Raw genomic sequence first — 16,249 nt, 5'->3', positions numbered from 1 at the left:
ATGGACATGAATATTAATAGGCGTAATACTTCTAACTCAAAACAAGCTGACTCTCTATCGCCAACTAAACAAGCGCTACTTGCCTTAGAGAGGATGCAATCCAAACTGGACGCTTTAGAATATGCCAAGACTGAACCAATAGCAATCATTGGAATGGGCTGCCGCTTCCCCGGAGGTGCATCTACTCCGAAAGGGTTTTGGGAAGTTTTAAAAAACGGAGTAGATGCCATCACTCAAGTACCCCCAAATCGATGGAATCTTGATAATTACTATGACCCAAACCCAGAATCTCCTGGTAAAATTTATACTCCTTATGGGGGATTCATTGAGCTTCTAGATCAGTTTGATGCTAATTTGTTCGGTATTTCTCCTAGAGAAGCGATTCATTTAGACCCTCAACAGCGATTACTATTAGAAGTTACTTGGGAAGCCATAGAGAATGCTCTAATAAATCCGACTGAACTTAACGGAAGCCAAACAAGTGTTTTTACTGGCATTTGTGGCAATGATTATTACCAACGCGTAATTGCTCAAGACTCAGAACAAATTGATGCTTATGTTGTATCAGGTAATGCTCATAGTACGGCATCGGGGCGAATTTCCTATATTTTAGGGTTACTCGGACCTTCTTTAGCAGTAGACACAGCCTGCTCCTCTTCTTTGGTAAGTGTGCATTTAGCTTGCTCCAGTTTAAGAAGAGGAGAATCTAACCTAGCATTGGCAGGAGGAGTGAATAGAATAATTTCTCCAGAGGTGAGTATAGCTTTTTCTAAAGCCCGTATGTTGTCCTTTAATGGGCGATGTAAGACTTTTGACGCTAGTGCAGATGGTTTTGTTCGTGGTGAAGGATGCGGTGTTGTTGTACTCAAACGTTTATCAGATGCATTAACTGATAAAGACAATATCTTGGCTGTGATTCGGGGAAGCGCCATTAACCAAGATGGTCACACCAGTGGTTTAACGGTTCCTAACGGTCCTTCTCAACAAGCAGTAATTCGCCAAGCTTTGGAAAATGGGGGAGTAGAACCGGCAAATATTAGTTATTTTGAAGCTCATGGTACAGGGACATCCTTGGGAGATCCGATTGAAGTTGGAGCCCTAGGGACTGTATTTGGCACAAGCCACTCTAAAGAGCAACCTTTAATAGTTGGCTCAGTAAAAACTAACATTGGACACTTAGAGGCAGCAGCAGGAGTTGCTGGTTTGATCAAAATAGTCCTACAACTGCAAAATCAACAAATAGTACCATCACTGCATTTTAACCAGCCTAATCCTTATATTAATTGGTCGGAATTACCAGTAAAAATTCCGACGCAGATTAGCCCTTGGCCAACAAATGGAAAAAGCCGTATAGCTGGAGTTAGTTCTTTTGGGTTTAGTGGAACTAATGCTCATGTAATTTTAGAAGAAGCTCCGACTCAACAGTCCCAGGTTAAGGATTCTGATTTGGGTAAGCATCCTTGGCACATACTAACCTTATCTGCCAAATGTGAAAAAGCACTGCAAGAAATGATCCAAAGCTATGAAGAATTTTTAAGTAATGATAATACAGCAACAATTGCTGATATATGTTTTAGTGCTCATATAAGTCGCAGCCATTTTGACTATCGCCTTGCTTTAATAGCTCCATCAACCGAGAAATTGCGCCAAAAATTAAAGGTTTTTCAAAAAAACCCGGAAGATACTCTAGGAGTGGTGAGGGGTCAAGTTGACAGTAAAAAGTTAGCGAAAATAGTATTTTTATTCACTGGTCAGGGCTCCCAATATATCAATATGGGAAGACAACTATATGAAACACAACCTGTCTTCCGTCAAACCTTAGAGCAGTGCGAACAAATTCTACAACCATATTTAAAAAAATCGATTTTAGATATTATTTACCCAGAAGATAATCAAAAATTAAACAGTAGTATTATTGACCAAACCGCCTATACCCAAGTAGCTTTATTTGCAATAGAATATGCTCTTTATAAACTATGGGAATCCTGGGGAATAAAACCGGATGTGGTGATGGGGCATAGTGTTGGGGAATATGTGGCAGCCACAGTAGCAGGAATATTTAGTTTAGAAGATGGTTTAAAACTGATTGCTCATAGAGGAAGACTAATGCAACAGTTATCCTCTGGGGGTGAAATGTTATCTGTAATGGCTTCAATTGAAAAGGTAAATCAACTAATTGCACCATACTCTCAAAAAGTAGCGATCGCATCGATTAACGGACCCCAAAGCATTGTCATTTCTGGTGAGGCAGAAGCAATTGGAGCGGTTCAAAATAGCTTAGAAGCAGAAGACATTAAGACAAAACGACTGCAAGTATCCCACGCATTCCATTCACATTTGATGGAACCAATGTTGGCGGACTTTGAAGCAGTAGCATCAGAAATAACCTACAATCAACCAAATATTCCATTAGTATCAAATGTAACGGGAGCTAGGGCAGAGAATAGTATTGCCACAGCAAGCTATTGGGTAAATCATGTCCGGCAACCGGTAAAATTTGCCCAAAGTATGGACACATTACAGCAAGAAGGTTATTCCATCTTCTTAGAAATTGGACCCAAACCAACTTTGTTAGGCATGGGAAGACAGTGCTTGCCAGAAGATGTGGGAGTTTGGTTGCCTTCTTTGAGACCAGGTCAAGAAGACTGGCAGCAAATGCTACAAAGTTTGGCTGAACTATATGTGCATGGAGTTAAAGTTGATTGGTTAGGGTTTGATAAAGATTATTCTCGTAGCAAGGTAGTATTGCCGACTTATCCCTTTCAACGGCAACGTTATTGGATTGAGAGCACGGAAAGTCAAAGCCAAAAAGCAGCTTATTCCTCTTGTGAAACAAAGAGTACTCCAATTTTCGATTTGCTAATCCATGGGAATATCCAACAGTTGGCTCAACAAATAGAAAAAATTGGTAAATTTTCTCCAGAACAAGTCAATCTCCTGCCAGAATTTCTAGAAGTATTAGTAAAACAGCACCAGAAACAACTAATTATAGAAACTACCAAAGATTTCTTGTACCAAGTACAGTGGAAACCTTTAGTTGATACCCAACCCAAGACAAGCATTAAACCTAGCCATTGGTTAATTTTTGCAGACACCACCGCAGTAGGGGAAAAATTAGTTCAGCAATTGCAATCGCACCATTGTGAATGTAGTTTAGTTTATCGAAGTGATTGCTACCGAAAACTAGACGAAGGTACTTATCAACTCAATCCCACAGAGGCTCAAGAGTTTGAACAACTAATTCAAGCTATCGGGGAAAATAGCAAATTACCCTTACTCCATGTGATTAATTTGTGGAGTTTAGATATTCAAGGAACGCAAGACTTAACAACCACAACTTTAAAACAAGCACAACTTTGGGGATGTGGCACGGTGCTACAACTAGTGAAAGTGCTAACTAAAACCAAAAGTGTAGCCAAACTGTGGTTAGTGACTCGAGGTGCTCAATTAGTCAAATCCCAAACCGAATCAGTCTGTGTGGCTGCATCACCCTTGTGGGGAATGGGGCGAGTAATATCTCTGGAGCATCCCCAACTGTGGGGTGGAATGGTAGATTTAGACCCAATTTCTCCAGAATCAGAAGCATACACACTACTACAACTTCTAGTAAATTCTAACCAATTAGAAGACCATCTAGCTTTACGGGCAGATAATTTATACTTTGCTCGTTTAGTCAAGCAATCTCTCAAACCATATGATTCTGTGTCACTCAAGGATAATGCGACATATTTAATAACAGGAGGATTGGGAGCTTTAGGATTACACACAGCGCGGTGGATGGTTCAACAAGGAGCAAGACATTTAGTACTCACCGGACGTAAGCAGCCTAACCTTGAAGCTCAACAAATCATTGAAGAACTGCAAAAGCTAGGGGCACAAATATTAGTCTTATGTGGGGATATCTCCGATGAAGTTGATGCGACTACAATTTTTTCAGAAATTGAAGCATCTTTACCGACCCTAAAAGGTGTAATTAATGCTGCTGGGGTATTAGATGATGCCTTGCTCCACTCTATGAGTTGGGAACAATTTACACAGGTGATGGCACCGAAAGTACAAGGGGCTTGGCATCTTCATAATTTAACTCAGAATAAAGCTTTGGACTTTTTTGTTTGTTTCTCCTCGATGGCTTCATTGGTAGGTTCACCCGGTCAAGGAAATTATGCCGCAGCTAATGCTTTTATGGATGCTTTAGCCCATCATCGACGGGGAATGGGTTTACCAGGTTTAAGTATTAACTGGGGACCTTGGGCACAAGCAGGAATGGCAGCAAGCTTAGATAATCGTAATAGAGATCGAATGGTTGCCTCTGGAATCACTCCTTTGACTCCAGAGCAGGGATTGCAGGTTCTAGGACAACTACTCGAACAGTCCTTACCACAGGTAGGAGTTTTATCGGTTCAATGGTCAGTGTTCCAAGAGAAATTTAGTTTTGGTAATCAAATACCATTACTTTTGGAATTGCTAGGAGAAACCGAATCACAACAAAAAGCCTTTAGAACAAAGACAAAGCAAAATGAGCTTTTAAAACGATTGGAATCTTTGCCTTGTAAAGAGCGCTACTATGTATTGAGAACTGAAATTCAGAGTGAAGTAGCCAAAGTATTGGCGCTCAATGATTCCCAACTACCTGGTTTTGAGCAAGGATTCTTTGACTTGGGTATGGACTCATTAATGGCAGTGGAATTACGTAACCGCATCACCCAATTACTAAAGGTGACATTACCCTCAACCCTAAGCTTTGACTTTCCCAATATTGAACAACTAACTAAGTATATAAGCTCTCAAATACTAGACCTGAGTACCTCGAATGATGGTCAGCAGCCAGAACAAAAAGTAAAAGCTGCAGAACATGAACCCATAGCGATTATAGGTATGGGATGTTCCTTACCTGGTGGAGCAAACACCCCAGAAAAATTCTGGGAATTATTGCATTCAGGTACTAGTGCCCGTGAAGAAATTCCAGCACAGCGATGGGACGTCAATAGCTACTATGACCCAGACCGAGAAGCCGCAGGTAAAATGGTCACCCGTTACGGTCACTTTATTAGTGGAGTAGATCAATTTGACCCAGAATTTTTTGGCATCTCTCCGAGGGAAGCAACAGCCATGGATCCCCAACATCGGTTGCTACTGGAAGTAAGTTGGCAAGCCTTAGAGCGAGCCGGACAAAAGGTGGAACGTCTATCATCCGAACCCGTTGGGGTATTTGTGGGTAACGATGGACATGACTACGAACAACTGATGCAAAAGCATTTAGAGCAAGAGCCCAACAGTACCTTTGGCACCTATACATGCACTGGTAACAGTCCTTCGAGTGCGTCAGGACGTTTGGCTTATACATTTGGGTTCACGGGACCAACAGTAACCATTGATACCGCCTGTTCTTCTTCCTTAGTGGCGATTCATCAAGCTTGCAACAGCATACGCCTGGGAGAATGTCAGATGGCAATTGCTGGGGGAGTGAAACTCCATCTAACTCCTAGTAGCTATATTTTTACTTCCCGAGCCGGAATGATTTCCCCAGACGGATTGTGCAAAACCTTTGATATATCAGCGGATGGTTATGGTCGGGGAGAAGGCTGTGGTATGGTGGTGCTCAAGTCTTTGAGTCAAGCCCAAGCAGACGGTGACCCAATTTTAGCCTTGATTCTGGGCAGTGCGGTGAACCAAGATGGACCCAGTAGTGGCTTAACAGTGCCTAATGGCCAGTCCCAACAAAAATTGATTTTACAAGCACTCAAACAAGCTCGGGTAGAACCGGCAGATATTAGCTACTTAGAAGCCCATGGTACGGGTACATCTTTGGGAGACCCCATAGAGGTAAATGCAGCAGCAGCAGTACTAGGGCTCCAACGTTCACCAAGTCAGCCCTTGTGGATAGGTACGGTAAAGACAAATATTGGGCATTTGGAGTCGGCAGCGGGGGTATCGGGACTAATTAAGGTAGTACTATCTCTACAGCATCAGCAAATACCTGCCAATTTACATCTGCAAGAGCCTAACCCCAAGATTGACTGGCAACCTTGGTTACAGGTACCTCAAGCTTTGACCCCTTGGGTTGGGTCGAAAGGTAGGTTGGCGGGGGTAAGTTCTTTTGGGTTTACGGGTACTAATGCCCATGTGGTGCTATCGGAAACCCCTGCTGCCATTGCCAGTTCTACAGTAGAGTATGAGCGTCCACTACATCTGTTGCAGTTGTCAGCCAAAAATGACTTGGCTTTGGCACAGCTAGCCCAACGCTATAGTGACCATTTAAAAACGCACCTAGAGCAGGACTTAAGGGATATCTGCTTTACTGCCAATAGTAGTAGGTTGGCTCACAAGCATCGTCTGGCGGTGGTCGCGAGCAATCGAAAAGAGTTGCAACAAAAGCTGGGTAACTTTGGTACAGATTCAGAAAGGATGGATTTGGTAACTGGACAAGTCAGTAGTAGTCAGTTGACCAAAGTTGCAATGCTTTTCACTGGTCAAGGGTCTCAATATGTGGGTATGGGTCGCCAGCTTTACCAAACCCAACCGACCTTCAAACAATTTGTGGATCAATGTGCCCAAATATTAGAAAACTACTTAGACAAACCTTTATTAGAAATACTTGATGTCGCTCAAGTACAGGAAAATGTCCTAGCTCAAACCGCCTATACCCAAGTAGCTTTATTTGCAATAGAATATGCTCTTTATAAACTATGGGAATCCTGGGGAATAAAACCGGATGTGGTTATGGGGCATAGTGCTGGGGAATATGTGGCAGCCACAGTAGCAGGAATATTTAGTTTAGAAGATGGTTTAAAACTGATTGCTCATAGAGGAAGACTAATGCAACAGTTACCCTCTGGGGGTGAAATGTTATCTGTAATGGCTTCAATTGAAAAGGTAAATCAACTAATTGCACCATACTCTCAAAAAGTAGCGATCGCATCGATTAACGGACCCCAAAGCATTGTCATTTCTGGTGAGGCAGAAGCAATTGGAGCGGTTCAAAATAGCTTAGAAGCAGAAGACATTAAGACAAAACGACTGCAAGTATCCCACGCATTCCATTCACATTTGATGGAACCAATGTTGGCGGACTTTGAAGCAGTAGCATCAGAAATAACCTACAATCAACCAAATATTCCATTAGTATCAAATGTAACGGGAGCTAGGGCAGAGAATAGTATTGCCACAGCAAGCTATTGGGTAAATCATGTCCGGCAACCGGTGAAATTTGCCCAAAGTATGGACACATTACAGCAAGAAGGTTATTCCATCTTCTTAGAAATTGGACCCAAACCAACTTTGTTAGGCATGGGAAGACAGTGCTTGCCAGAAGATGTGGGAGTTTGGTTGCCTTCTTTGAAACCAGGTCAAGAAGACTGGCAGCAAATGCTACAAAGTTTGGCTGAACTATATGTGCATGGAGTTAAAGTTGATTGGTTAGGGTTTGATAAAGATTATTCTCGTAGCAAGGTAGTATTGCCGACTTATCCCTTTCAACGGCAACGTTATTGGATTGAGACAAATAATAATCTAATACATCAAAAACAGTTTTTATCAAATCATAAAAATCTTCACCCTCTACTCGGTCAAAGATTACATTTAGCAGCCTTAGAACAGCAAATTCGTTTTGAATGTCAAATTAGTGCTTCTCAACCAACTTACCTGCAACACCACTGTGTTTTTTCTCAACCTGTTTTCCCAGCAGCAGCTTACTTGGAAATAGCCTTAGCAGCAGGTTCAATTTTATTCAATTCAGATGATTTAATCCTAGAAGATATAGCAATCCAAAAAGTATTAATTTTATCAAAGGATGAAATTAATACAATTCAGATAGTTTTAAATTTACAGTTAGTACAAAGCTATAAATTCCAAATTTTCAGTTTGGATATAAACACTAATTCTTCAGAACCTAAATGGATTCTACATATTGAAGGAAAAATATTAGTAGGTAATAAAGACCCCCAATTAGAAACAACAAACTTAAAAGCGATTAAAGACGAGTATAACCAACAGATATTACCTACTGAATTCTACCAAAAATTTGAAGAATGGGGTCTTAATTACGGTTCTTCTTTCCAAGCCGTTAAACAACTGTGGCACAGCGAAGGAAAAGCACTAGGTGAAATTCAGTTACCAGAAACTGAGGTGAATGTTGCAACTTTATACCAACTGCACCCAATTCTTTTAGATGCTAGCTTCCAGGTGTTAGCAGCAGTTATGGGTAAAACGGACAACCAAGAAACTTATTTGCCATTGGAAATAAAACGACTACAAATTTATCGGAGTGGTAGTAATAGTTTGTGGACTCAAGTAGAGATAGGTGCAACAGAAACTAATAAACAAACTTTGAGCGGTAAAGTTTGTTTATTGGATGAACAAGGAATAGTAGTAGCAAGAGTTGAAGGTTTAACTTTATTACGTACTTCTCGCGAGGCTTTGTTGCGTAATATTGAACCAAAATTTAATAATTGGTTATATCAAATCCATTGGCAAACCCAATCAATTTCACCCCATAACCAATCAATTGACTTAACAAAATCAGGTAGCTGGTTATTGTTTTCCCCACCCACAGGTATAGGCAAACATCTGGTAGAATCCTTAGAACAACAAGGTTGGCATTGTATATTAGTAACACCAGGGGAAAATTACCAGCAGTTAGAATCTCAACATTATCAAATCAACCCCAACCATCCTGAGGAATTCCTGCACCTATTGCAATCAAGCTTGGAGCAGCAACCCCCATTACGAGGAATTATTCACCTGTGGAGTTTGGACTCAACAATAGCACTAAGGACTGGGGCACAGGAGTTGCAAAAATCCCAAGAACTGGGCTGTGGCAGCGTACTTCATTTAGTCCAAGCCTTAGTAAAAAATCAAGATATGGAAAGTGCCCCATTATGGTTAGTGACTCAAGGCTCACAATCTGTGGGTAATGAGTCCCTTCCTATACAATTCCAACAAACACCTTTATGGGGGTTAGGTCGAGTAATTGCCCAGGAACATAGGGAATTACAATGCCGGTGTTTAGACTTAGATCCAACTATGGAAGATTCCCAAACAGTAGCTGCTTTGTTAGAGGAACTATTATCTCCTGGTGATGAAAACCAAATTGCTTACTGTCAAGGGGTACGTCACGTTGCCCGGTTAGAGCGGCAACAAAAAATGAGTACATCTACACAGTCCGGATTACAAATTTCCTCGCAACAACCATTTCAACTGAAGCTATCAGAATATAAGTCTTTAGACAACCTAATCCAAGCCGAAGCCAGTTACTTAATTACCGGAGGTCTGGGAGCACTGGGGTTAAAAACCGCTGAGTGGATGGTACAACAAGGGGTCAAATATTTAGTACTTACCGGACGTAGGCAGCCATCAGCAAAAGCTCAACAAACCATTGAACAATTACAGAAGGCAGGAGCGCAAGTATTAGTCCTGTGTGGAGATATTTCCCAACAAGAAAATGTGGCAAGAATTATAGAGTCAATCAAAGTATCTTTGCCAGCATTACGAGGAATAATTCATGCTGCTGGGATATTGGATGATGGTTTGCTGTTAAACATGAATTGGGAAAAATTTACACAGGTGATGGCACCAAAAGTACAAGGGGCTTGGCATTTGCATAATTTGACTCAGAATCTACCTTTGGACTTTTTTGTTTGTTTTTCCTCTATGGCTTCAATATTGGGTTCGCCTGGTCAAGGGAATTATGCTGCTGCTAATGCTTTCATGGATGGTTTAGCCCATCATCGACGGGGTATGGGTTTACCTGGCTTGAGCATTAACTGGGGACCATGGGCACAAGAGGGAATGGCAGCAAATTTGGATAGTCCTCATCAAGATAGAATGGTGTCCAAGGGAATGACTTTTTTGTCTTCAGAACAGGGATTGCAGGTTCTAGGACAATTACTCGAACAATCCATACCACAAGTAGGAGTCCTACCAATTCAATGGTCAGTGTTCCAAGAGCAATTTAGTTTTGGTAATCAAATACCATTGCTGTCCCAATTGGTAAAAGAAAGCAAATCACAGCAAAAAGCCCTCAAAACAAAGACAAAGCACAATGAATTTTTAGAACAGCTAAAAGCTGCTTTACCAAGAGAAAGAGAAAAGCTTTTGATAATTTACATTAAAGATGAAATTTCTCAAGTACTTTCTTTGAGCACTTCTCAAATTGATATGCAACAGCCCCTGAACACTATGGGGCTTGATTCTCTAATGGCTGTGGAATTGCACAATAGGCTTCAAACTGACTTGCTCGTGGATATATCTATAGTCAAATTTATAGAAGATATCAGTATCGTTGATTTAGCCACTGAAGTGAATGAGCAACTGAGCCAAGTTGCTCAGAATCAAGGAGTTGAGTCAGAAAATAATGGGCAACTCTACCAAAGCAATAGGAAAGAAAACGAGCGGATAAGAGGTGAATTATGAATTTAATCGAATTTTTACAAGATATTTCAATAAAAGGTTGGCAAGTGTGGAGTGAGGGCGAACGGCTTTGTTACGATGCTCCTCAAGAAGAATCAACTGCTTTAGTATTAGCTCAACTGAAACAATACAAAACCGAAATATTACAATTGCTGCGCGATCGCCCAGATATTTTAAACGTCTATCCCCTTTCTTACGGTCAACGGGCACTTTGGTTTTTGTGGCAATTAGCACCAGAAAGTCATGCTTATAACGTATCATTTGTCGCTCGTATTTGCTCAACAGTAGATATTACAGCAATGCAAAAGGCATTTGAGAAACTAATAGAACGGCATCCGATATTGCGTACAAATTATCCCAAACTCGGATCTGAGTCAATCCAACAGGTAAATAATTTTCAGGAATTAAATTTCTTGCAAATTGATGCTTCTGCTTGGAGTGAAGATGAACTGAAAGGGAAAGTGATTGAGAGCCATCAACAATATTTTGACCTCGAACGAGGGCCTGTTATGCGAGTTCGGTGGTTTACTCGTTCCAAGAAAGAACATGTCCTGTTGCTAACCATACACCACATTGCTTGCGATGCCTGGTCTTTAGATATGTTAATACAGGAGTTGCCACAACTCTACCAAGTACAATGGGCTGATTTTAAGACACCCCTTTCTCCTCTAAAGCATTCTTACCAAGATTACGTTCGTTGGCAGAGGAATATTTTGCAGGAGACTGAAGGGGAAAGACTCTGGAACTACTGGCAGCAAAAACTGACAGGCGATTTGCCAGCACTAAACCTAGCAACCTCAAGACAGCGACCACCGATAAAAACTTATAATGGTGCTTCCCATCACTTCAAATTATCTGACAAGCTCACTAAGCAACTCAAGGAGCTGGCTTTAAACTCGGGAGCAACACTTTACATGATGCTCTTAGCAACTTTTCAGGTGTTTTTGTATCGTTACACAGGCCAGGAGGATATTTTAGTCGGTTCTCCCACCTCAGGTAGGAGTCAAGCTAAGTTTGCTTCGATCTTGGGCTACTTTGTTGATCCTGTTGTTATGCGAGCAAATTTATCGGGAAATCCCAGTTTCAAAGATTTCCTCGCCCAAGTACGCCAAACCGTATTGGAAGCACTTGCTCATCAAGATTACCCATTTGCTCTATTGGTAGAAAAGCTACAGCCACACCGCGACCCCAGTCGTTCGCCGATTTTTCAGGCTTCTTTTTCTCTACTGCAGTTCCAAAAATCTCAAGATATACAGAAGTTGTTTGTAAATCAAATAGAAACCTATGTTGATTGGGGAGAATTGAAGATAAAACCTTATGAAATACCTCAACAGGAAGGTCAGTTAGATTTAGGTTTAGAAATGGTGGAGGGGAGTTCATCTGTTTTTGGGGTTTTTAAGTACAACACTGACTTGTTTGATGAGTCAACCATTGAGCGCATGGCTGGTCATTTCCAGAATTTATTGTCAGCGATTGTGGAAAATCCTCAACAAAAGGTAAGTGAATCACCCCTATTGAGTGAAGTAGAACGGCATCAGTTGTTGGTGGAGTGGAATGATACAGCAAGGGAATATCCCAGTAAATGTATCCATCAATTGTTTGAAGAGCAGGTAGAGAGAACACCGGATGCAGTCGCGGTGGTATTTGAGAATCAGCAGTTAACCTACCAACAATTAAATCAAAAAGCCAACCAACTAGCACATCACCTGCTTTCCTTGCGAGTCGAACCAGAGGTGCTGGTAGGGATTTACGTGGAGCGTTCTTTTGAAATGGTGGTAGGGCTCTTGGGGATACTCAAGGCTGGTGGGGCTTATGTACCCCTTGACCCCAATTATCCCCAAGAACGGTTGAGTTATATGTTGGCGGATTCAGGTGTTGAGGTGTTGTTGGCTCAAAAGTCCCTACTGGAATCTTTGCCGTCACATACTGCACAGGTGGTTTGTTTGGATAGTGATTGGGGAGTGATTGAGCAACACAGTCAGGAGAATCTTGATGTTGGGGTATGTTCAGATAATTTGGCTTATGTGATTTATACTTCTGGTTCTACTGGAGTTCCCAAGGGGGTTGGGATTGAACATTTTTCTTTGTGCAACCTTATTCAAGCACAGAAAAATTTATTTTATCTAGAACCAAATAGTCGTGTTCTTCAATTTGCTTCTATAAGTTTTGATGCTTCAGTTTCGGAAATATTTATCGCTTTGACTTCTGGAGCAATGCTAATTTTGGCTATAGCTTCTGAGTTAATCCCGGGTTCGGATTTAAAGCAAATTTTACAAGAAAGATGTGTAACTCATGTTACGTTACCTCCCTCTGCCCTGGCAGTACTAGCTACTGATGAATTTCCAGCCTTGGGTCAGATAATTGTGGCAGGGGAAGCTTGTAATTTAGAATTGGCCAATCAGTGGTCTGTTGGTCGTCGTTTGTTTAATGGTTATGGGCCTACTGAGTCTACTATTGGTGCTGCAGTGGCTCAAATCAGCCATGGTAGCGAGAAAGTTACTATCGGTCGCCCCATTGCAAACACCCAAATCTATATCTTAGATAAGCACTTAGAACCAGTACCCATAAGTGTATCCGGAGAATTATACATCGGAGGTTATGGCTTAGCCAGAGGTTACCTCAACCGACCGGAATTAACTTTAGAGAAATTCATCCCTAACCCCTTCAATAGCAGATCAAAACTATATAAAACTGGAGATTTAGCTCGATACTTACCAGATGGTAATATTGAGTTTCTTGGTCGTCTTGATAACCAGGTGAAAATACGTGGTTTCCGCATAGAACTAGGAGAAATAGAATCAGTTCTGAGTACCCATCCTCAAGTACAGCAAGTCGCAGTCACCGAAAGGGAAGATACTCCGGGTCACAAACGGTTGGTAGCATATTTAGTTCCTCTTCAGTCAAAAGAAAAAGATCCCCAGCCCCAGACAGGAATTGAACTTTGGCCCTCAGTAGCAGAATTCTACGTTTATGATGAGCTCTTGTACTATGCGATGACCAATGATCATCGTCGAAACCAGAGTTACCAAGTCGCAATTAATCAAATGGTTAAAGATAAAGTAGTTGTTGAAATTGGCACGGGCAAGGATGCAATTATAGCCAGATTTTGTGCAGAAGCAGGTGCTAAGAAAGTCTACGCAATTGAGAGAGACGAGCAAACCAGTAAGTTAGCTTCAGCTTGCGTGCAAGAGTTGGGGTTATCAGAACAAATTCAAATCATACATGGAGACGCTACTACAGCCAACTTACCAGAAGAAGTTGATGTATGTGTTTCTGAAATTGTGGGACCCATTGGTGGATCTGAAGGAGCAGCAGTAATTATCAACAACGCCAGAAGATTTCTCAAATCAGATGGTGTAATGATTCCCCAAAGAAGTGTGACTCAAATTATTGCAGTAACTCTTCCTGATGAATTACTAAATCAACCCCAATTTACAAAAGTTTCAGGTTATTATACCCAGAAGATATTTGAGCAAGTTGGATATCCTTTTGATTTACGAGTATGTATTAAAGGATTAAATCAAGTAAACTGGTTGTCCAATCGAGGAGTTTTTGAGGATTTAGACTTTAGCAAGCTTGTTAGCACAGAATCTACTCACCAAATTAAATTAACTATTGAAAAATCAGGAAGATTAGATGGTTTTTCAGTGGGATTAAACTTACACACAATTGAAGGAGAATGTATAGATATTTTAGAAAATGAACATTGCTGGTTACCAGTTTATCTTCCAGTGTTTGAACCAGGAATTTATGTAAATGAAGGAGATATCATCGAAGCTGTTTGTACGAGAACGCTTTGTGAAAATAATTTGAATCCAGATTATACTCTTCGAGGTCGTCTTTTAAAAAAAACTGGAAAAGAGATTGAGTTTGAATACATCTCATATCATTGGAAACAATTGTTTAAGCAAAACCCTTTTTATCAACGATTGTTTGCTGAAAATAATCTAGAAGATTACACAATTAATAAGTCAAAGCCTGAACGTAAGGTACTGAGTAGCAATGAATTGCGCTCCTACCTAAAGTCTAAATTGCCAGAATATATGCTCCCCTCTAGCTTTGTCATCTTAGACACCCTACCGTTGACACCCAACGGTAAAGTAGACCGCAAAGCCCTAAGTGCACCTGATGGGGAAGTTAGCCGAGAGGATGAATATGTCGCACCACGCACAGAAATAGAACAAATCTTAACCAACATTTGGCAAGAACTGCTCCTTAAAGAACAAGTCAGCATCCATGACAACTTCTTTGAAATTGGTGGCGACTCCATCCTTGGTATTCAAGTAGTTTCTCGTGCCAAAAACTTAGGAATACAAATCACTCCCAAACAAATATTCCAAAATCAAACCATCGCCAAACTAGCATTAGTAGCCAATACAACAGTTACTGTCAGTGCTAACCAAGGTATAGTTACTGGAGTTGCACCCCTAACACCAATTCAACAGTGGTTCTTTGCACAAAATAGCCAAGAAGCACACCATTACAACCAATCAGTTTTATTGCAGATTCCCAATCATCTGCAAACTGAATTAATCGAAACAGCCTTGAAAAAATTATTAGAGCATCACGATGCTCTGCGTTTACGATTCACATCAGTTGCATCTGAGTACAAACAAATAAACCATGGCTTTGATGATCCCGTAGCATTTACTGTAGTTGATTTATCATCAACTCCTGTCATTGAACAACCACAAGCTTTATCACAGATCGCCACGGAATATCAAGCAAGTTTAAACCTCTCAGAGGGACCTTTAATGCAAGTGGTGATGTTTAACTTAGGTAGTGAAGTTGATGCCCGTTTACTGATTATTATTCATCACCTAGCAGTAGATGGTGTGAGTTGGCGAATTTTACTATCAGACTTAGAAACAATCTATCAACAACTAATCGCTCAACAATCAATACAGCTAAATGCGAAAACAACAGCATTTATTGATTGGGCAGAGAAATTGAAAAATTATGCACAATCAGAAAAAATCAAACAAGAGTTAGACTATTGGCTCAACCAACCTTGGTCAGAAACAACACCACTACCATTAGATTCTGCTCACACTCAAGCAGAAAAAACAGTTGATAGTGCGATTAATTATAGAGTGAAATTGAGTCCAGAAGAAACCCGCGCTTTGCTGGGGTCAGTAAACTCAGCTTATAACACACAAATTAACGATATCCTCCTCAGTGCATTAGTAGTTTCCTTGGCAGAGTGGACGGGAGATTCAAAAGTACTAATTGACCTAGAAGGACATGGCAGAGAAGAACTATTTTCAGATGTAGACTTATCAAGAACAATAGGTTGGTTTACCAGTTTATTCCCAGTATTATTGCGATTACCAGACGATAAACAACCAGCAGAAGTTATCAAGTCAATTAAAGAACAATTACGAGAGATTCCCCATCGTGGTATTGGCTTTGGTATATTGCGTTACTTGTGTGAAGATACTACTGTAACCCAAAAACTACAGACAATTCCTACTCCAGAAATTAGTTTTAACTACCTAGGACAATTTGACCAAATACAATCGGAAACTGGTTGGAAATTTGCGCCAGAATCTACTGGAGATAATCATAGTTCAAAGCAAACTCGTCACCATCTATTAGAGATTAATAGTCTGGTGGTAGAAGGTGAATTACAAATTGATTGGACTTATAGTAGTAATTTTCATACTCATGATACAGTAAAAAATTTGACACAAAGCTATATTCAAGCAATTAAGTCAATAATAGAACATTGCCAGTCAGAAAATGGTTTTGGATATACAGCTAGTGATTTCCCAGATGCACAGTTAAATCAATTAGAACTTGATGAGTTATTAAAAAACTTGGGCAAATAGTGTAAATATAA

General features: G+C 40.6%; 2 protein-coding genes. Both read left to right on the top strand.

Annotated elements, in window-relative coordinates; all coding sequences use genetic code 11:
* The first annotated feature begins 6 nt into the window (after window positions 1-6).
* On the top strand, window positions 7-10,410 hold the full coding sequence (locus GJB62_RS34250) for a type I polyketide synthase (RefSeq protein ID WP_209271512.1): 10,404 nt from the start codon (window positions 7-9) through the stop codon (window positions 10,408-10,410).
* Window positions 10,407-16,238 carry a non-ribosomal peptide synthetase gene (locus GJB62_RS34245; RefSeq protein WP_159402678.1) on the top strand — a complete coding sequence of 1,944 codons (5,832 nt, stop codon included), beginning with the start codon at window positions 10,407-10,409 and terminating at the stop codon, window positions 16,236-16,238. The genes GJB62_RS34250 and GJB62_RS34245 overlap by 4 nt, the downstream gene beginning before the upstream one ends.
* Window positions 16,239-16,249 lie beyond the last annotated feature (11 nt).

Source organism: Nostoc sp. ATCC 53789 (assembly GCF_009873495.1).
GTDB classification, from domain to species: Bacteria; Cyanobacteriota; Cyanobacteriia; order Cyanobacteriales; family Nostocaceae; genus Nostoc; species Nostoc muscorum_A.
The sequence above is the reverse complement of the archived record's forward strand: the minus strand, read 5'-3'. Positions and strand labels throughout refer to the sequence as shown.

Excerpts from the sequence above, each read along its gene's own strand:
- GJB62_RS34250 (WP_209271512.1), top strand. The coding sequence starts at position 7 with ATGAATATTAATAGGCGTAATACTTCTAACTCAAAACAAGCTGACTCT.
- GJB62_RS34245 (WP_159402678.1), top strand. The coding sequence starts at position 10,407 with ATGAATTTAATCGAATTTTTACAAGATATTTCAATAAAAGGTTGGCAA.